Genomic DNA, 14,726 nt, shown 5'->3' with positions numbered 1-14,726 from the left:
CGGGGACAGTCCCCCTTTTGCGCAGTCCGCGGAGCAAAACGGGGACTGTCCCCTTTGCCCAGGCGGTTCTCGGATAGGCTCTAAGCGTGAGCGAGACATTCTGCGGCCGCTATTGAGCTCTACGATCGCGGTCGATCTGTTCAACCCATCGCAACGCGTGGCGCTTCGAAGCGCGGTTCTCGAACTTCGGAGAGGAACGGCCGAACGAAAGCCGATGAGCGAAAGGCTGGCGGCGTCCACTCTCGGATTGACCGTAACCGCCGCGCAGCGTGCCGCCGCACTGGACCGGATCATGCGAACCAAAGGAATCACCGATCCCTTCGTTCCGCTACGGGAGCCGCCGTTAAACTACCCCAAGCTGCGACGACATCTGCATCCGCGGTATAACTTTACTCCGCTACCCGGTTTTCCGATCGAACCCTGGTAATCACCGATCTGGCGCGCGGATCGCAAATCCTCTTCCATTGGGCTACGCATCGCCTGTTGCGATGTGTGGCTTTTTTTTGCGCAAGAGCCGATCCAGTTTCATAAACGAGGGATTTCAAATGTCACAGAACGATTCACGTCGCATCGAATCAAGATCATCTATCGAAGACAGTTCACGCGTCGAGGACGCGCTCGACCAACTCCTGCGGTTACTGGCCCGTGACGTGGTCCGCCGACTTCGACGTGAACAAGGACTAATGCCTGGGGTCGGTGTCAATCCGCCGCCACCATCGCCCGCAAATATCGATCATTACACGCCAAGAAAGAAACTCTGATACGCGCATCTCGAATTGTCTGATTCAACGAAGCAGTTCTCGTTCAGGTTAGCTGGTGCGGCTGTTCGCGAGCTGAGTCGTCGTCCGAGGACTCTCCCGACGCTCGCCGCCGTTGTCTGCGAGCGCACGCGGTCTTCGAGCCACCGCTCTCATCTTCATCGTCGCTGGGCCCGAATTACGGCCTCTTCTGGACGACGTTTCCCAATCAAGCAATCCACAGTCGGAGACTCATTATGGCTAAACGTGCCAATTTGATTCATCGCATTTTGAAAGCGCTGAGGCGTCCTCCCTCAACCCTTGCCAGTGGTAGGGGCGCGCTGCAACCTCACTCTGCCGCACACCGGAATCGCCCGGTGCTGGTTGTCCTCGAAGGGCACCATGATATCCAGTTCCTGCAGAGAGCGGCCGCAGTTCTGAGGCTCGACGACAACAAGCTGCCGGAACTGAGCAACCTCGAGCGATGCGGACAAATCGTATTTGTCCCGTTCTGCGGCGATGTGCGAGGTTGGGCTTTCCGGCTCGCTGAACTCGGCCGGCCTGAATTCCACCTATATGACCGCGAGGACACGCCGGCCACCGAGGTTCGCCTCGAAATGGCTCGTGTCGTCAATCTAAGGATCGGCTGCCGGGCTGAAGTTATGTCCAAGCGGAGTCTAGAGAATTATTTACATCCCGATGCCATTCTTGAGGCTCGCGGCATCGACGTGCGCTTTTCTGACGGCGATGATGTCGCCGATCGTGTCGCGGAGCAGTGCTATCTGCGGAATCATCCCGACGACCGCTGGATCGACCTGCCAGCGCGAAGCCGCAGGCGCCTGCGAAATCGGGTCAAGTCCTGGCTCAACACACTGACAGTCGAGCGGATGACCGTTGCTCGATTCGCCGAGCGCAATCTAGCCGGAGAAATCCGCGGCTGGTTGCAGATCATCGCCGAAATGACAGACAGCGCATCGTAGGTCGATGCCTCGTGTCACTCCGCTGAGATACGTCTGAAGTTCACGTTGTCGCCTCGCGTGGTGCGGGGCGGTTGTGTTTCCCAACACGACCGCCCCGGCAGGGGGCGGTCTCATTCCAACAGGAGATCGTCCCATGATCGCAATTGAAAAGACGGACACCGAAAGCCGCGATGGACTTCTGCAGGAGAAGTTCGTGGCCATGCTGCCGAGCATCGTCCGTTGCGCGCGCGTGGAGTTTCGCAATCTGTCGCTGGAGTCTCGGCAAGAAGCGATTCAGGAAACGATCGCCTTGGCCTGGGTCGCAATCAGGCGATTGGCGGACCGCGGCAAGCTCGATGTTTGCTTCGCGACCGTCTTGGCCACGTACAGCATCAGGCAGGTTCGCTCTGGAAGACAGGCGGGGAGCCGTCTGAACAGTTTCGATCTCTTGTCGCGTCACGCCCAGCGAAAACATGGATTTCATGTTCAGCGGTTAGTCCAGATCGACGATCACGACGAGGAATGGAAGGAGGTCTTGCTCGAAGATCGAAAGGCTGGACCTGCGGAGATCGCCGCCACGAGACTGGACTTTGCCAGTTGGCTTCGGCTGCTGCCCAGACAGCGGAGGAGGATCGCGCTCACGCTGGCCAGCGGAGAGTCGACGAAGGCCGCGGCGACGAAGTTCGGTGTGTCGGCAGCGCGGATTTCCCAATTGAGGCTTTGGTTACGAGAAAGTTGGCTGAGATTCCAGGGCGAGTTCGGCGTGGAGGAGCAGCCGCAGTTAGCCGTTGCTTAATGAAGGAGACGGAGAAGCCCGCCACGGAATCTGCCGTGGCGGGCAGCGGGCTGCAACGGCTAACTTGCGTCGGTCGGGCGGACCGCCGCGAGTTAGACTGATGGCAGGAATGCCGCGTCGAGCGCCTAGCCAACAACCCAAAAGCAGAGCATGACGGCTGCGGCCAAGAGGATCAGGCTGTTTGACATCGGAATTGGTGTCGCGCGAACTGGGTGCTAACTGCACCCAAAACCGCAAGGAACGCCAGCAGCAGCGTGGATGGTTCGGGAACCGGCGCAGGATCGCCGCTGCCGACGGATTTCCCCAGTGCCACGACAGCCAAATCGGCGCTGTCGGCCGCGACGGGGATCGTGCTTGCGGTACTCACGTCGGGCGCTCCGAACGGGCCGCTGGGCCTCAGCGAGTTGGCCAAGACAAATCCGCTCGACTGACCCAGCGGATTGCCCGAGGCGTCGCTGGCGTCGATGGTCATAAGCCCCGGGCTTGCGGCTGTTCCGCCGATCACGAGCGCCGTTTGAACGACGTGGTTGGCCGTTAGGTCGCTGCCGGCATTGACTTGCGTGCTCCCCGAGCCGTCGATGCCCCCAACGACCTGATTCGTGCCGGAGACAACGACGCCGGAGGAAGTGCTGTCGTTCACGATATGCGCGCGATTGCCCCCGGCCGTGCCCAGCGCCGACACCGAGCCGGCGAGTTCGAGCGTAGCCCCAGAGGCGACCGTAGCGGTGACTCCCGATCCGATTGTCGCCGCGCCCGTGTTGATATTGAACTTGAGCGTGCCGCTCAAGACAGTCGTGCCGCCGGAATAGGTGTTGGCGCCAGAGAGGATCAGCGTGCCCGGGCCAAGCTTGGTGACGCCGGCCGCTATCGCGATTCCATTGCCGTAGGTCACCGCTCCGCTGGCATTGTTGGTATCGAAACCAAAGGCCGTACTTCGAGCGCCAAATGTCGTCTTACCCAGCAGCGTGGCCACCTGGGTCTGGGTATAGTCGGTGCTGCCCCCGTAATTGACCGCGAGCATCGAGCCAGCGTTGTTCACGGCGACCGAAGAGGTCGTGGCGAGCGCGCCGTTGTTCGCGGATTGCAGGGTGCCGGCGATGACGGTGGTTGCGCCGGTGTAGGCATTGGCGCCGGTGAGAGAAAGCTTGCCGGTCCCGGCCTTGGTGAGTTTGCCGTTACTGCCGCCCTGGCTGCCGCCATTGGCGATGATGCCCGAGACAGTGGTGTCGGTGTTGAGAGCGCCGGTGATGAGCGTCCCGCCGCCGAGCAGGAATTGCCCTGCACCTTCAATCGACCCGACGGTGAGCGGCTCACCCGCGCCGCTGCTGTCAAACGTCCCCCCGGCGTTGGCAACAATGCGCACCAGGCTGGCGGGAAAGAACTGTCCGGATTGCGGCGAGGCGATGAACAAGATCAATCCCCCCGCGCCGCCATTGGTTCCTCCATTGGCGACGAGTGTGGAGTTGGCCGGGTCAGGATTGCCGAAGAAGCCGATGGTCGAGCCGCCGGCACCGGCCGATGTCCCGCCATTGGCCGTGACGAGGGCGCTGCCGGCGGTGGTGTTCGCGGCAAAGATGGTGACCCCGCCACTCGCGCCGCTGACCGTGCCGCCGTTATTGGTGAACGTCGCGTTAGCGCCCGAGGAGCCGCCGAGACTCAAATCCACCAGTCCGCCACTGGCGCCGCTGACGATGCCCGGGTTGATGGTGAACATTCCGTTGCCGGCGGTCGCGCCGTTAACCAAGTCGACCTCGCCGGCGACGCCGGTGTTCGTCGGCGACCCGTTGGCGATGAATGTGCCATGGTCGGCGGTCGAGCCGGCATTGAAGATCGTGTGGCCGGAGGTGCGCGTCGCGTTGTTGAACGAACTGCCGTTATTGATGAAAGTCGCGTGATCGGCCGTTGTGCCGGCGTTGAAGACAGTGTATCCGCCGCCGTTATTGCCGTTGGTGGCCGCGGTGGCGCCGGTATTGGTGAACGTCGCGGTGCCGGCGCGAGAGGAATTGGAGAACACCGTGATCCCGCCGTTGCCGTTGTCAGGCGCGCCGACGTTGGTGACCATGGCATTGCCGGCGGTCGACGTATCGACGAAATCCATTTCAGCTCCGTTCGCCTGGAAGGAGGCGGTGCCGTTATTGGTGAACGCGCCCGAGCCAGCGGTCGAGTTGTTATGGAACTGGATGAAAGCGCCAGGCGCGCTCTGGCCGGCGGTCCCACCGTTCGTGGTGAAAACGCCGTTGGCGGCACTGGACGAATCGAAAAACTGTGTCGAACCGACGGCGTTGCCGATGGTGGCGGTGGTGAAGATACCGTGACCGGCGTCGGAGTTGTCGTGGAACTTGAGCAAGCCGCCGACGCCGGTGTTGCTCGCCGCCGTGACATTGGCGTTGCCGGCCGTTGAGGTGTTGTAAAAATCGATCTCGCTGCCAGCAGGGGCGAACGAAGGCCCGCCGGTGGCGAGCAGTGTGGCACTGCCGCCGGTAGCGCTGTCGTGAAACCCCAGCGCCGTGCCGCTGTTGGCGGTGATGTGCGCCGAGTCGGCGGTCGAATGGTCAAAGAAGTCGTTGAACGTTCCGTTATTATTGGCCACGCCATTATTGATCGTAATCGTCGCCGAGCCGGCGCGGGCGGTGTCTTTGAACCGCGTCGAACCCGACACGCCGCCAAAAGTGCCGCCGGTGCTGATGAGCGTGGAGTTGCCTGCGGTGGCGTCACCGCTGAACAGCGTCAGTCCTCCGGGAGCCGGACCACCGCTTTGGCCATCGTTGCCGCCGTTGGCCGTGATGGTGGCATTGCCGGCCGTCGAGCCGGCATTGAACAGCGTCTGGCCGCCGCTGAACGCGCCGCGCAGCGTCGCGCCCTGGTTCGTGATTGTGGCGTTGCCGGCTGTGGTCCCGCTACTGAAGATCATTTGGGCGCCGTTGCCGCCGGTGGAACTGCTGGTCGTGACGCCAAGGCCACCTTGATTGGTGTAATGGCCGCTGGCCGCGGTGGTATTGGCATCAAAGAATTGAATCAGCCCCGGGACAACCGTACCCAGTGTGGAGGCGTTGTTAGTAAACGTCCCGTTGCCGGCGTTAGCACCGCTAACGAAGTTCATCGTCGCCGTCGCCGCGATGGTCGTGGCGCTGCTGTCGAAGGAACCGGAACTGACAATGAGTGTCCCTGCATTGGCAGACGTCGTCCCCGTGTAAGCCGCCCCGCCGAACAGCAGCATCGTGCCGTCTCCTGCTTTAGTAAGGCTATTGCCCGTGCCATTGCCGATGACGCCAACCCTTAGCGTGTTTGCCGAAACGGTGACAGTCGGATTGGCGTTCAGCGTCACCGTGCCGGTGCCGAAGTTGATGCTTTGTGTGCCCGCGAAGGTGAAATTCGAGGCCCAGACTTGGAGGTTGTTGGTCGCGAGGGTGATGGCCGCGCCGCTGGTATTGTCGATCGTCGAGACGCCGTTTACCGTGAACGCGCCGGTGCCAAGGGCATTCGGGCTATTGATGTTCAGTACGCCCTGAGTGACCGTCGTGCCGCCCGCGTATGTGTTGGCACCGCGGAGCGTCATCGCACCCACGCCGCCTTTCGTCACACCACCATTGACCATGTTGCCCGAGACGAGCAAATCAGTGGCGGCGGGACCGTGGTTGATCGTGAAGGTGCGGGTTGCGCCGTTGAGGTCAACCGCCGCGGTGATAGCCGCGGTATTGCTTCCAGCATCGGAAACGGCAGTGACGCCGCTGGTGAGTTGCACCTTGCCGCTGCCCGTGCCGCTGATTATGCCGCCGGTCATGGTCAGACTGGACGGAATCAAAGTGCCAGTGCCGATGGATACGTTGCCGCTGTTGATGACCAATGCGTCCACGCTCTCGCTAAGGCCGTTCAGATCGAGCAGGCCGTCGCTCTTGACAGTGAGGAAGGACGAATTGCTGATTTGGTTATTGACCTGCAGGCGAAACACGGCGCTGCTCGTTGCACCGATCGCGTCGCCAACATTCAGTGCGCCGGCGTTGGAAATGCCCCCGGCGAACGTCGTGACGCCGTCGGCCAGCACGAAGCCCGCGCCGTTGGAGATTGACACCGAACCCGTTGCCGGCCCCGAAAGCCGTGCGTCGAATTCGAGCGTGCCGGTTTGCACGCTGATCGAGCCGGGATCGTTGAACACGAAGTTCGCCGAGCCGACGTGGGTGGTGCCCGTGCCGGTGCTCTTCGTGAACGTGCCGTAGTTGTTAAACGTTCCCGTCCCCCCGTTGTGGCCAAGTCCGCGGTTGTTCTGCGCGATGAAGGCGCCATTGTTGTTGAACACCGCGTTGTTGGAGAAATTCAAGTCGCTGTTTCCGGCAGCCCACGTGGCGATATAGCCCGCATGGTTGTTGATCGTGGCATTGTCGAGGTTGCGGGCGGAGTCGCCGACGATCGTTATGTCTCCATTCGCATTGACGATGGCGCCGCCGCCGATCATTGACGGATTATTGTTGCCGGCCGTGCCCCAGGTGAATGTATCCCAAGGCGTCAGGCTGTTGGGCCCAGTCAGAGTGCCGCCGCTGCCGAGATTGAGCTTCTGGATGTAGCCGATCGTTTGATCGAGCGTCACCGTCCCGCCGTTGATCGAGGCGTCGTACAAGGTGACTGAATTTGAAGGATTGAGGGGGCTTACATTGCCGGACCACTTCGTCGCGTCGCTCCAATTGCCCGTCGTTCCGTTCCAGACTGCATTGAAATCCGCCGGCGCCGCAGCGGGCGAGAGCATGGATCCGTTGGGAAGGGTATACGTTTGGAAATTGAGATAGGCGTTCTGTGGCGACCCGGGGTTGTAATGGATGTTCAGCGACGAGCCGGTGATCGAGTTGAGCTGGGAGATTCCGTCGCCCAAGACGAGGACTCGAGTGTACAGAGCGCCTCCGCCAGATGTTGTGAGCGATGCGCCGCTCGGCACGACAAAAATGCCGACCGCGAAGTTATTGATGAAGCCCGCGTTTCCACGCCCCTGCTCGGTCGCAGTCCAAGTCAATTGATGCGAGCCCGCGGCATTGAAGCCCACCCGCGATAAATGCGTGTCCCAAAAAGTGTTTTGGGCGCTGTTATCGATCAGGTTTCCACGGACGTTGAAGACGTCTCCGAGGCCGCCGATCAGGGCGCCGCTAGGGCCGAGCGTTAGGTTTTGATATTGAATTGTAACCGCGTGCAATCGGGCCGGCACAAAGATGATGCCGCCGAAAAGCAGAATCATTACCAGGCCACGGATGAATTGATGCTGTCGCATGGTTTTGTTGAATTTCGTTGGTTGTCTGCGTTGATGGGGATGAGTCCGTGGTCAGGTGGGGTGGCCTTTCCGCGGATCTGCCGTCAAGAAGTCGTCACTCAAAGGCAACTCAAATGAATCGAACGCCTGCGCCTTCCATTTCGTTGAAGTGTGGTAGCCAATATGTTTGTCGAACTGTTCGAAACATTCGTCCAGAGCGCCAGTCAGAAGCGATTTACTTCGCAGAAGTGGCCGGGATAACGGATCGTTCACAGTAATGCTCGACGGTGTGTCTTGTGCGGCGTTGCGCGTCTCGACGTCGGCGCTGCCGACGCTTTCCGGTGCCGGCAAGATCGGGAACGAAGTTAGGGGAGCGTCGACAACGAACGTCTGTACGGCAATGGATTGCCTATTCGGCAACGCGAGGAAGATCGATGCTCCATCAGTCATCGCCGCCGTCGCAATCGCGAAAGTCTCCGCGGTTGCTCGCGCCTCCGGCAGCGGCGCAGCAACAACTTCCCCCGAAAAAAAGCTTGCGGTTTGCGCTGATTCGGCGGACGGTGCGATCGCTTCACCGCTCGGAGCACTCACACCCTCGATCATCGAAGGCGCGCTGGCCGAAGCAGCCATAGTCTGCGGCTGCACGGTTGAAACTTCGATGAAATCGCCTCCCGAAGACACACTTACCGATGGGTCTTTCTCCGCGCTGCCGGTTGTCGCTAAGAGATCGACTGAGGGAACGTCGACCGTCGCGTCGCTCGTGCCGGCCGCGGGCTGGGCATCGCTCGCGAGCGGTTCTGGGCTGGTCGCGGAGGCAACGGCCGGCGTCGCAACTTCTTTGCCCGCCGGGTCGATGAGAGCTTGGTGCGGAGCCATCACGGTGATCGTGAAGCTGCTCGCATTCCAACCATCATCGAACCCCAGCGAGTATGTTCCCACTGTGGGCAGCATAACGGCATGAAAAGTGTGCTGGCCTTGATCGGCGGCGGCAAACGATTCGTAGTCGGAACTGAGGTAGTCTCCCGTAGTCCGGTTATAGGCGTACCACTGGATTTGATTGACGTAATTGTTCAACGCGCCGCCATTTGCATTCTGAGCCACGATCGTGAAGTCGAACGGTTGTCCCGCCGTCACCGTCATCGGATCGCCGGCCACGGCTGCGAACTGCGCATAAGGCGCCGGGATCGGATCGTTGGCCGCGGCAATCATGTTGTTGGAATCATAAACTTGCAACGCGTCCTGCGGCATTGAGCCGAGCAGGTCGACCGAGTTGAACGCCCGGATCACGCTGCTGTCGGACCCCGTGGGCATCGCGACGACGGCGCCGGCGCGGGCGTGGGCCGTGACGTTGAGCGGCGATCGGACGTTCGTCCCGGCCAGTCTGGCCGAGCCGTCGAGCACGATCGTCCCCCGACTCGTCTGAGTCAAGTCGGCATTGACTGTCCCACCGGGAAGATCGATGACCGCCTGGTCTTGATCCCGGAAACCGTTGATCGTCAGGCCGAGGCCCACTGTGGCATTGTCGATCGTGAGATTGTTGTTGCCGCCGATCGTGTAAGCCGCGCCCGCCGGATCCAGATTGCCGTCCAGCAGGACCTGGGCGGCGGGGCCGCTGCCGCTGAAACTGCAGACCAGATTGCCGTTTCCCCAATCGCCTTGCAAGCTGTAGTTCGGGCCAAGGTCCACCGTATCGCCGGCGAACAAGTTGAGCGTCGTGGTGATGGGGAACAAGGAATACGACGGCAAGCCCAAGATAAAATAGTCCGGATAGTGCGGGTCTCCTCCGCGCACGCCATCAATGGTCAACGCAGACAGGCCCGACTGGTCGAAGTCGATTTCGCCAAACGCCAACCCGGACACATGGGAATTGGTGATGGTCGCATACGATCCGCCCAATAAATTGTCGGCCGAGGCGTCGATTGTTAAGTTTGTGAATTTGCTTGGGTTGTTGATGACGAGATGGCTTTGAACGCCGACCAGGCTGCCGTTGTCACCGACGAGAACTGTGTCCGTCCCTTCGCAGGTCAGAGTCGTCGTACAGTGCGACTGGTAGGGCGGCACACCGAGCACGTGATAAGTGCTTCCGCCACCACTCCCGATGATGGTCATGGCGTTGAGCGCGCTGTCGCTGTAGCTAATCGCTCCATCGCTCAGGCCGGTGATCGAGGTGGTGCTGATCGTTACGTTGTTTTGGCCCAGCGCATCATTCGAGTCGTCGACGGTCATTGAACAGCCGACGCCGCCGACATGCAGCAACCCGTGCAGACTGGCAGTCCGTCCGTTGTTACCCACATTCACGATCAGGGACGCACCGTAGAGGTTTACCGTGCTGCCGAAAGCGGTGCCGAGCACATTGACGATGTCTCCGCTGTTTGCGTAGATGTCCGTGGCAAGTCCGTTCAGTGTGTTTTGGACGGTAAAGACGTTGCCGTGCGCTCCGCCACTAAGTTTAACGTCGGTGACCCGGCCGAAATGTATGACGCCCGCGCCGGCGATGTCGGTACTGACGCTGCCAGCCTTGATCGTAAAATGGCGAGCGACGGTCGCGTTGTCGTCGTCGATGGAGAGCGTGGATGTGCCTGTTCCCGGATTGACCGTCACATCGGCGAGCAGGGTCGTTGAAAGATCCTTCCCGCCCGCCGAGATGTTCACGTTTTGCGCGCCGCCCCCGAGGTTGACCGTGAGCGGCCCGCCCGGCGCGACATACTGCACATTGGCTGCATTTGTTCCAGTGACCGTGTTGAGTGTGACGCTGCCGCCTGCGATCGTGTCGAAGATATCGACGGCACTCGTGCCCGATCCGGTGTCGAGCGTGAGATTCTCATTGGCGCCGTCGAGGCCGTAGGGGAATAAGATGTTATGGCTATTCGGGAGCAGGCTGCTGATGACGCCCGACCCGATCGCCGGGTGCAGGTTCGTGGGATCGGATGAATCGTCAACGTTAATCTTGGAGACCGTTCCGAAGATGTAAACATCCGCGTTGATTCCCTGAACGCTCCCGCTGACGCCGAGGTTGATCGTATCATTGGCATTGCCGTTGATCGTCGCCGGCACCGTCGTTTGCGCGACGTACACGGTGTTTGTGCCTCCGCCGGTATTGATGGTGATGCTTCGGATGGAATTGGGCTCGAACACGGCGACTTCGCTGTTGATGACCGCCTTGACCTCATCGCCGCCCGCCGTGCTGATTGTGTCGATATAGAAAGTGTCATTGGTATGGCCGGGCTGGTCGCCGTTGAGCACCAAGTCGTAACCGCCCGCGGGGTTTGTGTTAAGAATGAAGTCCTGTGTGGTGCCGTCAGTCACAATGAACGCGTTGTTTGCCCGCGACCAAACGGACTGGACCAAGGCGCCGGTGTACTCACGATAGACATGGCCCTGCGCCTCGTAGTCGCAGATTTGATTGGAATTGGCTGGCGGATTCGGAAACGTTGGACCAGGGTTGACTTCGAACCCACCTTGCCCCAAATCCGTCATGCACTCGGCAATCTCGTGGCTGAAGGTTTTCGTGAACGCGTCGACATCGATTGCGCCGCCGTTCGAAACCGACGTCGAGCACCACACCGTTGGGTAATCGACGCTATCCACGGGGTCGTCTGTTAGATTCGTGTTGTATCCCACGACGGAGCTGCCCCCAGCAGACCGAATCCCAGGCGGCGTGATGATCGCGAAGATGGGCGTAATGCCGCCGCTCTCGTCCCCGTTCGGAAGTTGGCCAGAATGGGCTAACGCATAATCGATTACATACGATTGGATAGTTGTGAATCCGTTGGCCGGCTCTCCGGTTGCGGTCGTGGTCAATGAGTATCCGCCGTATGTCGCGGTCCCGCCGGTACCGTATTGTGCCGTGGCTTGCAGGAACGAAGAGTTGAGCACCTGCCTCGCGGCGGAGATCAATTGTTGCTCCTGCTGCGGCCCGTTTCCCTGCAACCAGTACGAACCCCAGAAGATCGGATAGACGGGCGGATTGGGCAGCACCGCATTAAAGTTCTGAATTTGCGTCTCCAGCCCGAAAACCGGAGTGAACACGATCGTCAGCATCGACCGCGTTTCAAGAATCTCGAACGAGGGCTTTCGCCGTCGCTCCGAAGGCCGTCTTTGTTTGAGGCGTCGCTTCGATTGGGTTCGTGGCACTTTGACTTCCTTTCATGTTCTGAGACGTTTCCGTCAACAACAAATGCACTAGCGGCGCTTGTGCCACTCGTTTTGCCCCACCGGTCTCCCCGTGCTTGCCGTTAGAACGGGTTGCCGCCTCCATCGGCGTAGTCGCCTGCGCGGGCCTTCATGAGACAGTGCGCCGTTTGGCGCGGAACGACACCAACCAAATCCGAAAGAATCAGAAAGAGCCTTACAGCTCGGCGTCGCCAGCCACTTGGCGATAAAGCCATGCCCGCGCGTAAGTCCAGTGGTGATCGGCGGTTGGCCGGGGCGGTGAGTTTCCTCCTTCGCGGTTCGGACTCACCGGCCGGTTTTTGCGCCGCCGACTAGGCGTGTTTCGTTTTCGACTCAATAATCTTCTGGACGAACTAATTCTGGCTTCGCGTTGCTCGCGCGGGCGCTGGCGTCGGCCTCGAGCAGAAGTTTCTCTGCATCGACCGGTTTGTTTTGTGCTTGCAACGTTTTGATGAGGCCATTCAATGCGGCCGTGGTCGAAGGATTGTCCTTCCCAAGCGTGCTTATGCGGATTGCCAAGGCCTGCCGATAGTCGCGTTCGGCCTCAGAGAATCTCTCGTGGCTTAGCAAACGTCCGGCACGACACAACAGCAAATCGCATCGCTTGCTAGCATTTCCCGTGTTAGGGATTGGATATTCATCAAACACAGCATCCAGATCGTCATATTTATGCTCGTGATCAAGAATGACAATTAGGCGACACAAGCTGGTCAGGATCTGCGGGGATCCCTTGCCAACGGATTTTTGCACAAGGCTCGCCGATTCTCTCGCAGCTTTCTCCGCCTCCGACAATCGGTTGTCGTGCTGGAGTGCAACTGCGAGGTAGTACATCGCCGTGGAGAGCAGCGATTTGTTAGCCCCAGTGTTTTTCAAGATTGCAATGGCTTCGCGCAAATCAGCTTCGGCTTCCGCTGCACGGTCTGATGGCAGAACATTCGACAATCGAATCAGTGAGTCCGCGACGTCCGAATGTTGATTTCCGAGCACTTGTCTGCGGATCGCCAACGCCTCGCGCTCATCCCGTTCGGCTTCTTCCGGATTCTTGTTCGCCAAATGGAGCACAAGACCAAGACTCCTCAGCTTCCATGCCAGTTCCGGCGTTTGGTCGCCCGAGTTTTTCCTTGCGATTGCCACCGCCTCCCGTAACGCCGTCTCGGCTTGGTCGTATTTGCGTTGATCGCGCAGTGGTAGCGAGATATTATCGAGCAAATCGGCAACTCGCGGGTTCTCTCTGCCAAAACGCCCCGCGTAAAGTTCGATCGCTTGATTGTAGATCGCTTCCGATTTCTTGAATTCACCGATCGACCAGTATGTGAATCCAATGACTCCAGATAATTCGGCTGCGACTTCTGGCTCCTCTTTCAGTTCCGCTGCGATGCGAACTGCGGCGTTGTCCAAAATGCTACGGAGCAGCGCGGTGTCCTGACCGACCGAAGCCCATGGTCGGGGCGCGTTAAGCATTTCCGTGAGGAACTGCGCCACCTCGTTACTCCGCTTCAACTGTGTTCGAGCAATGTTTTCTTGATTCTTAGCGATTTCCTCCTGCGCGCGGGCGACCCCTGCCTCATAGTCGGCGCGGTTCGCTTCTCGGCGAGCCTGAATGAGGCCGAGGGAGGCGAGGATGAGTCCGGTGATAAGCGCTGCGGCAATGGCCGAGCCCGCTAGGACTCCCACTTTGTTGCGGCGGATGAATTTTTTCAGCCGATACGTGCGCGTTGGATGGCGCGCCTCGACCGCCTCATCCGCCAGGTAACGCTGCACGTCGGCGGCGAGGCTACTGGCCGTTTCGTAGCGGCGATTGCGGTCTTTCTCCAAAGTTTTCATCACGATCCAGTCCAACTCGCCGCGGACCAGCTTCGTCAGCTTGGCCGGCTCCATGTGACGCTGCGCCGCGATCGACGCCATCACCTCGCCCGATTCGGTCAGCCGCGTGCTCGGCTTGGGCGGTTCCTCCTCTCGTATCATGCGGAGAATTTCGCCATACGCCGCGTCTTTGAGCCGCTTGCGGGTCAACGGCGTGCTGCCGGTCAACAGTTCGTACAAGAGCACCCCCAGCGAAAAAATGTCGCTGCGGGTGTCGGCACCAAGGGCGCTCATCTCCGCTTGCTCCGGGCTCATGTATTCCAGCGTGCCGACCATGGTGCCGTATTGCGTGAACAGGGTTCGCTCGGTTAGCCGTTGCTCGGTCGCTTTAGCCACCCCGAAGTCGATTACCTTGGGCACCGGCTTGCCGTCGTAGAGCGTGACCATGACGTTGGACGGCTTGATATCGCGATGGATTATGCCCTTCTGGTGCGCGTGCTGGATTGCCTGACAAACCGGCATGAACAGCTCCAATCGCTCGCGCGGCGTCAGATGGCCGTCGTCGCAATACTGTGTGATCGGCACTCCGTGGATCAGCTCCATGACGAAATAGGGCAGGCCCGATTCCGTGGTCCCAGCGTCGAGCACGCGAGCGATGTTGACATTGTCCATCATGGCCAGGGCTTGCCGCTCGGCCTCGAAGCGGGCGATCACTTGGCGGCTGTCCATGCCCGGCTTGATGACCTTGAGCGCGACCTTGCGCAACACCGGTTTCGTTTGCTCGGCCATCCAGACGACGCCCATGCCCCCTTCGCCGATTTGCTGCAAGAGCTTGTACGGGCCGATGACCGTGCCGGGAAGTTCACGAAGGAGGAGAGCAGCCCCTTCTTCCTCAGGCACGGGGCTGAAGTCCCCCGTGGCTCCCAGAGCGGCGGCCGGCCGGTCCAGGAAGCTGCCGGCTTCGCGGTGGACCTGGAGAAGGCGCCCCACCTGTTGCTCCAGCTCGGCATCCCCAGCGCAAGATTCGG

6 protein-coding genes are annotated in these 14,726 nt (G+C 60.2%); 3 read left to right on the top strand and 3 right to left on the bottom strand.

The window, feature by feature from the left end; genetic code table 11:
- Nucleotides 1–214: 214 nt before the first annotated feature.
- From VGY55_05955 to VGY55_05945, 3 genes are all read left to right on the top strand, one after another.
- A complete protein-coding gene (locus VGY55_05955) occupies nt 215–427 on the top strand; it encodes a hypothetical protein (protein HEV2969517.1) in 213 nt (70 codons plus the stop codon).
- Nucleotides 428–1,114: 687 nt separating this feature from the next.
- On the top strand, nt 1,115–1,717 hold the full coding sequence (locus VGY55_05950; GenBank protein ID HEV2969516.1) for an ATP-dependent endonuclease: 603 nt from the start codon (nt 1,115–1,117) through the stop codon (nt 1,715–1,717).
- A gap of 133 nt (nt 1,718–1,850) precedes the next feature.
- Nucleotides 1,851–2,492 carry a hypothetical protein gene (locus VGY55_05945; protein HEV2969515.1) on the top strand — a complete coding sequence of 214 codons (642 nt, stop codon included), beginning with the start codon at nt 1,851–1,853 and terminating at the stop codon, nt 2,490–2,492.
- Nucleotides 2,493–2,664: 172 nt separating this feature from the next.
- On the opposite strand, the gene VGY55_05940 is transcribed toward VGY55_05945, so the two are convergent.
- From VGY55_05940 to VGY55_05930, 3 genes are all read right to left on the bottom strand, one after another.
- A complete protein-coding gene (locus VGY55_05940) occupies nt 2,665–7,743 on the bottom strand; it encodes an autotransporter-associated beta strand repeat-containing protein (protein HEV2969514.1) in 5,079 nt (1,692 codons plus the stop codon).
- A 51-nt stretch (nt 7,744–7,794) separates the two neighbouring features.
- Entirely contained in the window at nt 7,795–11,763 is a 3,969-nt protein-coding gene (locus tag VGY55_05935) for a hypothetical protein (protein HEV2969513.1), read from the bottom strand.
- Nucleotides 11,764–12,228: 465 nt separating this feature from the next.
- The coding region (locus tag VGY55_05930) for a tetratricopeptide repeat protein (protein HEV2969512.1) at nt 12,229–14,726 on the bottom strand (2,498 nt) is incomplete at its 5' end.

The sequence above is a fragment of the Pirellulales bacterium genome, assembly GCA_035939775.1.
In the GTDB taxonomy this organism is placed as follows: Bacteria; Planctomycetota; Planctomycetia; order Pirellulales; family DATAWG01; genus DASZFO01.
This window is presented reverse-complemented; position numbering and strand designations above follow the sequence as displayed.

Bases quoted from the DNA above. Each gene is read 5' to 3' on its own strand.
- VGY55_05940 (HEV2969514.1), bottom strand. From the start codon at position 7,743: ATGCGACAGCATCAATTCATCCGTGGCCTGGTAATGATTCTGCTTTTC.
- VGY55_05945 (HEV2969515.1), top strand. From the start codon at position 1,851: ATGATCGCAATTGAAAAGACGGACACCGAAAGCCGCGATGGACTTCTG.
- VGY55_05935 (HEV2969513.1), bottom strand. From the start codon at position 11,763: ATGCTGACGATCGTGTTCACTCCGGTTTTCGGGCTGGAGACGCAAATT.
- VGY55_05955 (HEV2969517.1), top strand. From the start codon at position 215: ATGAGCGAAAGGCTGGCGGCGTCCACTCTCGGATTGACCGTAACCGCC.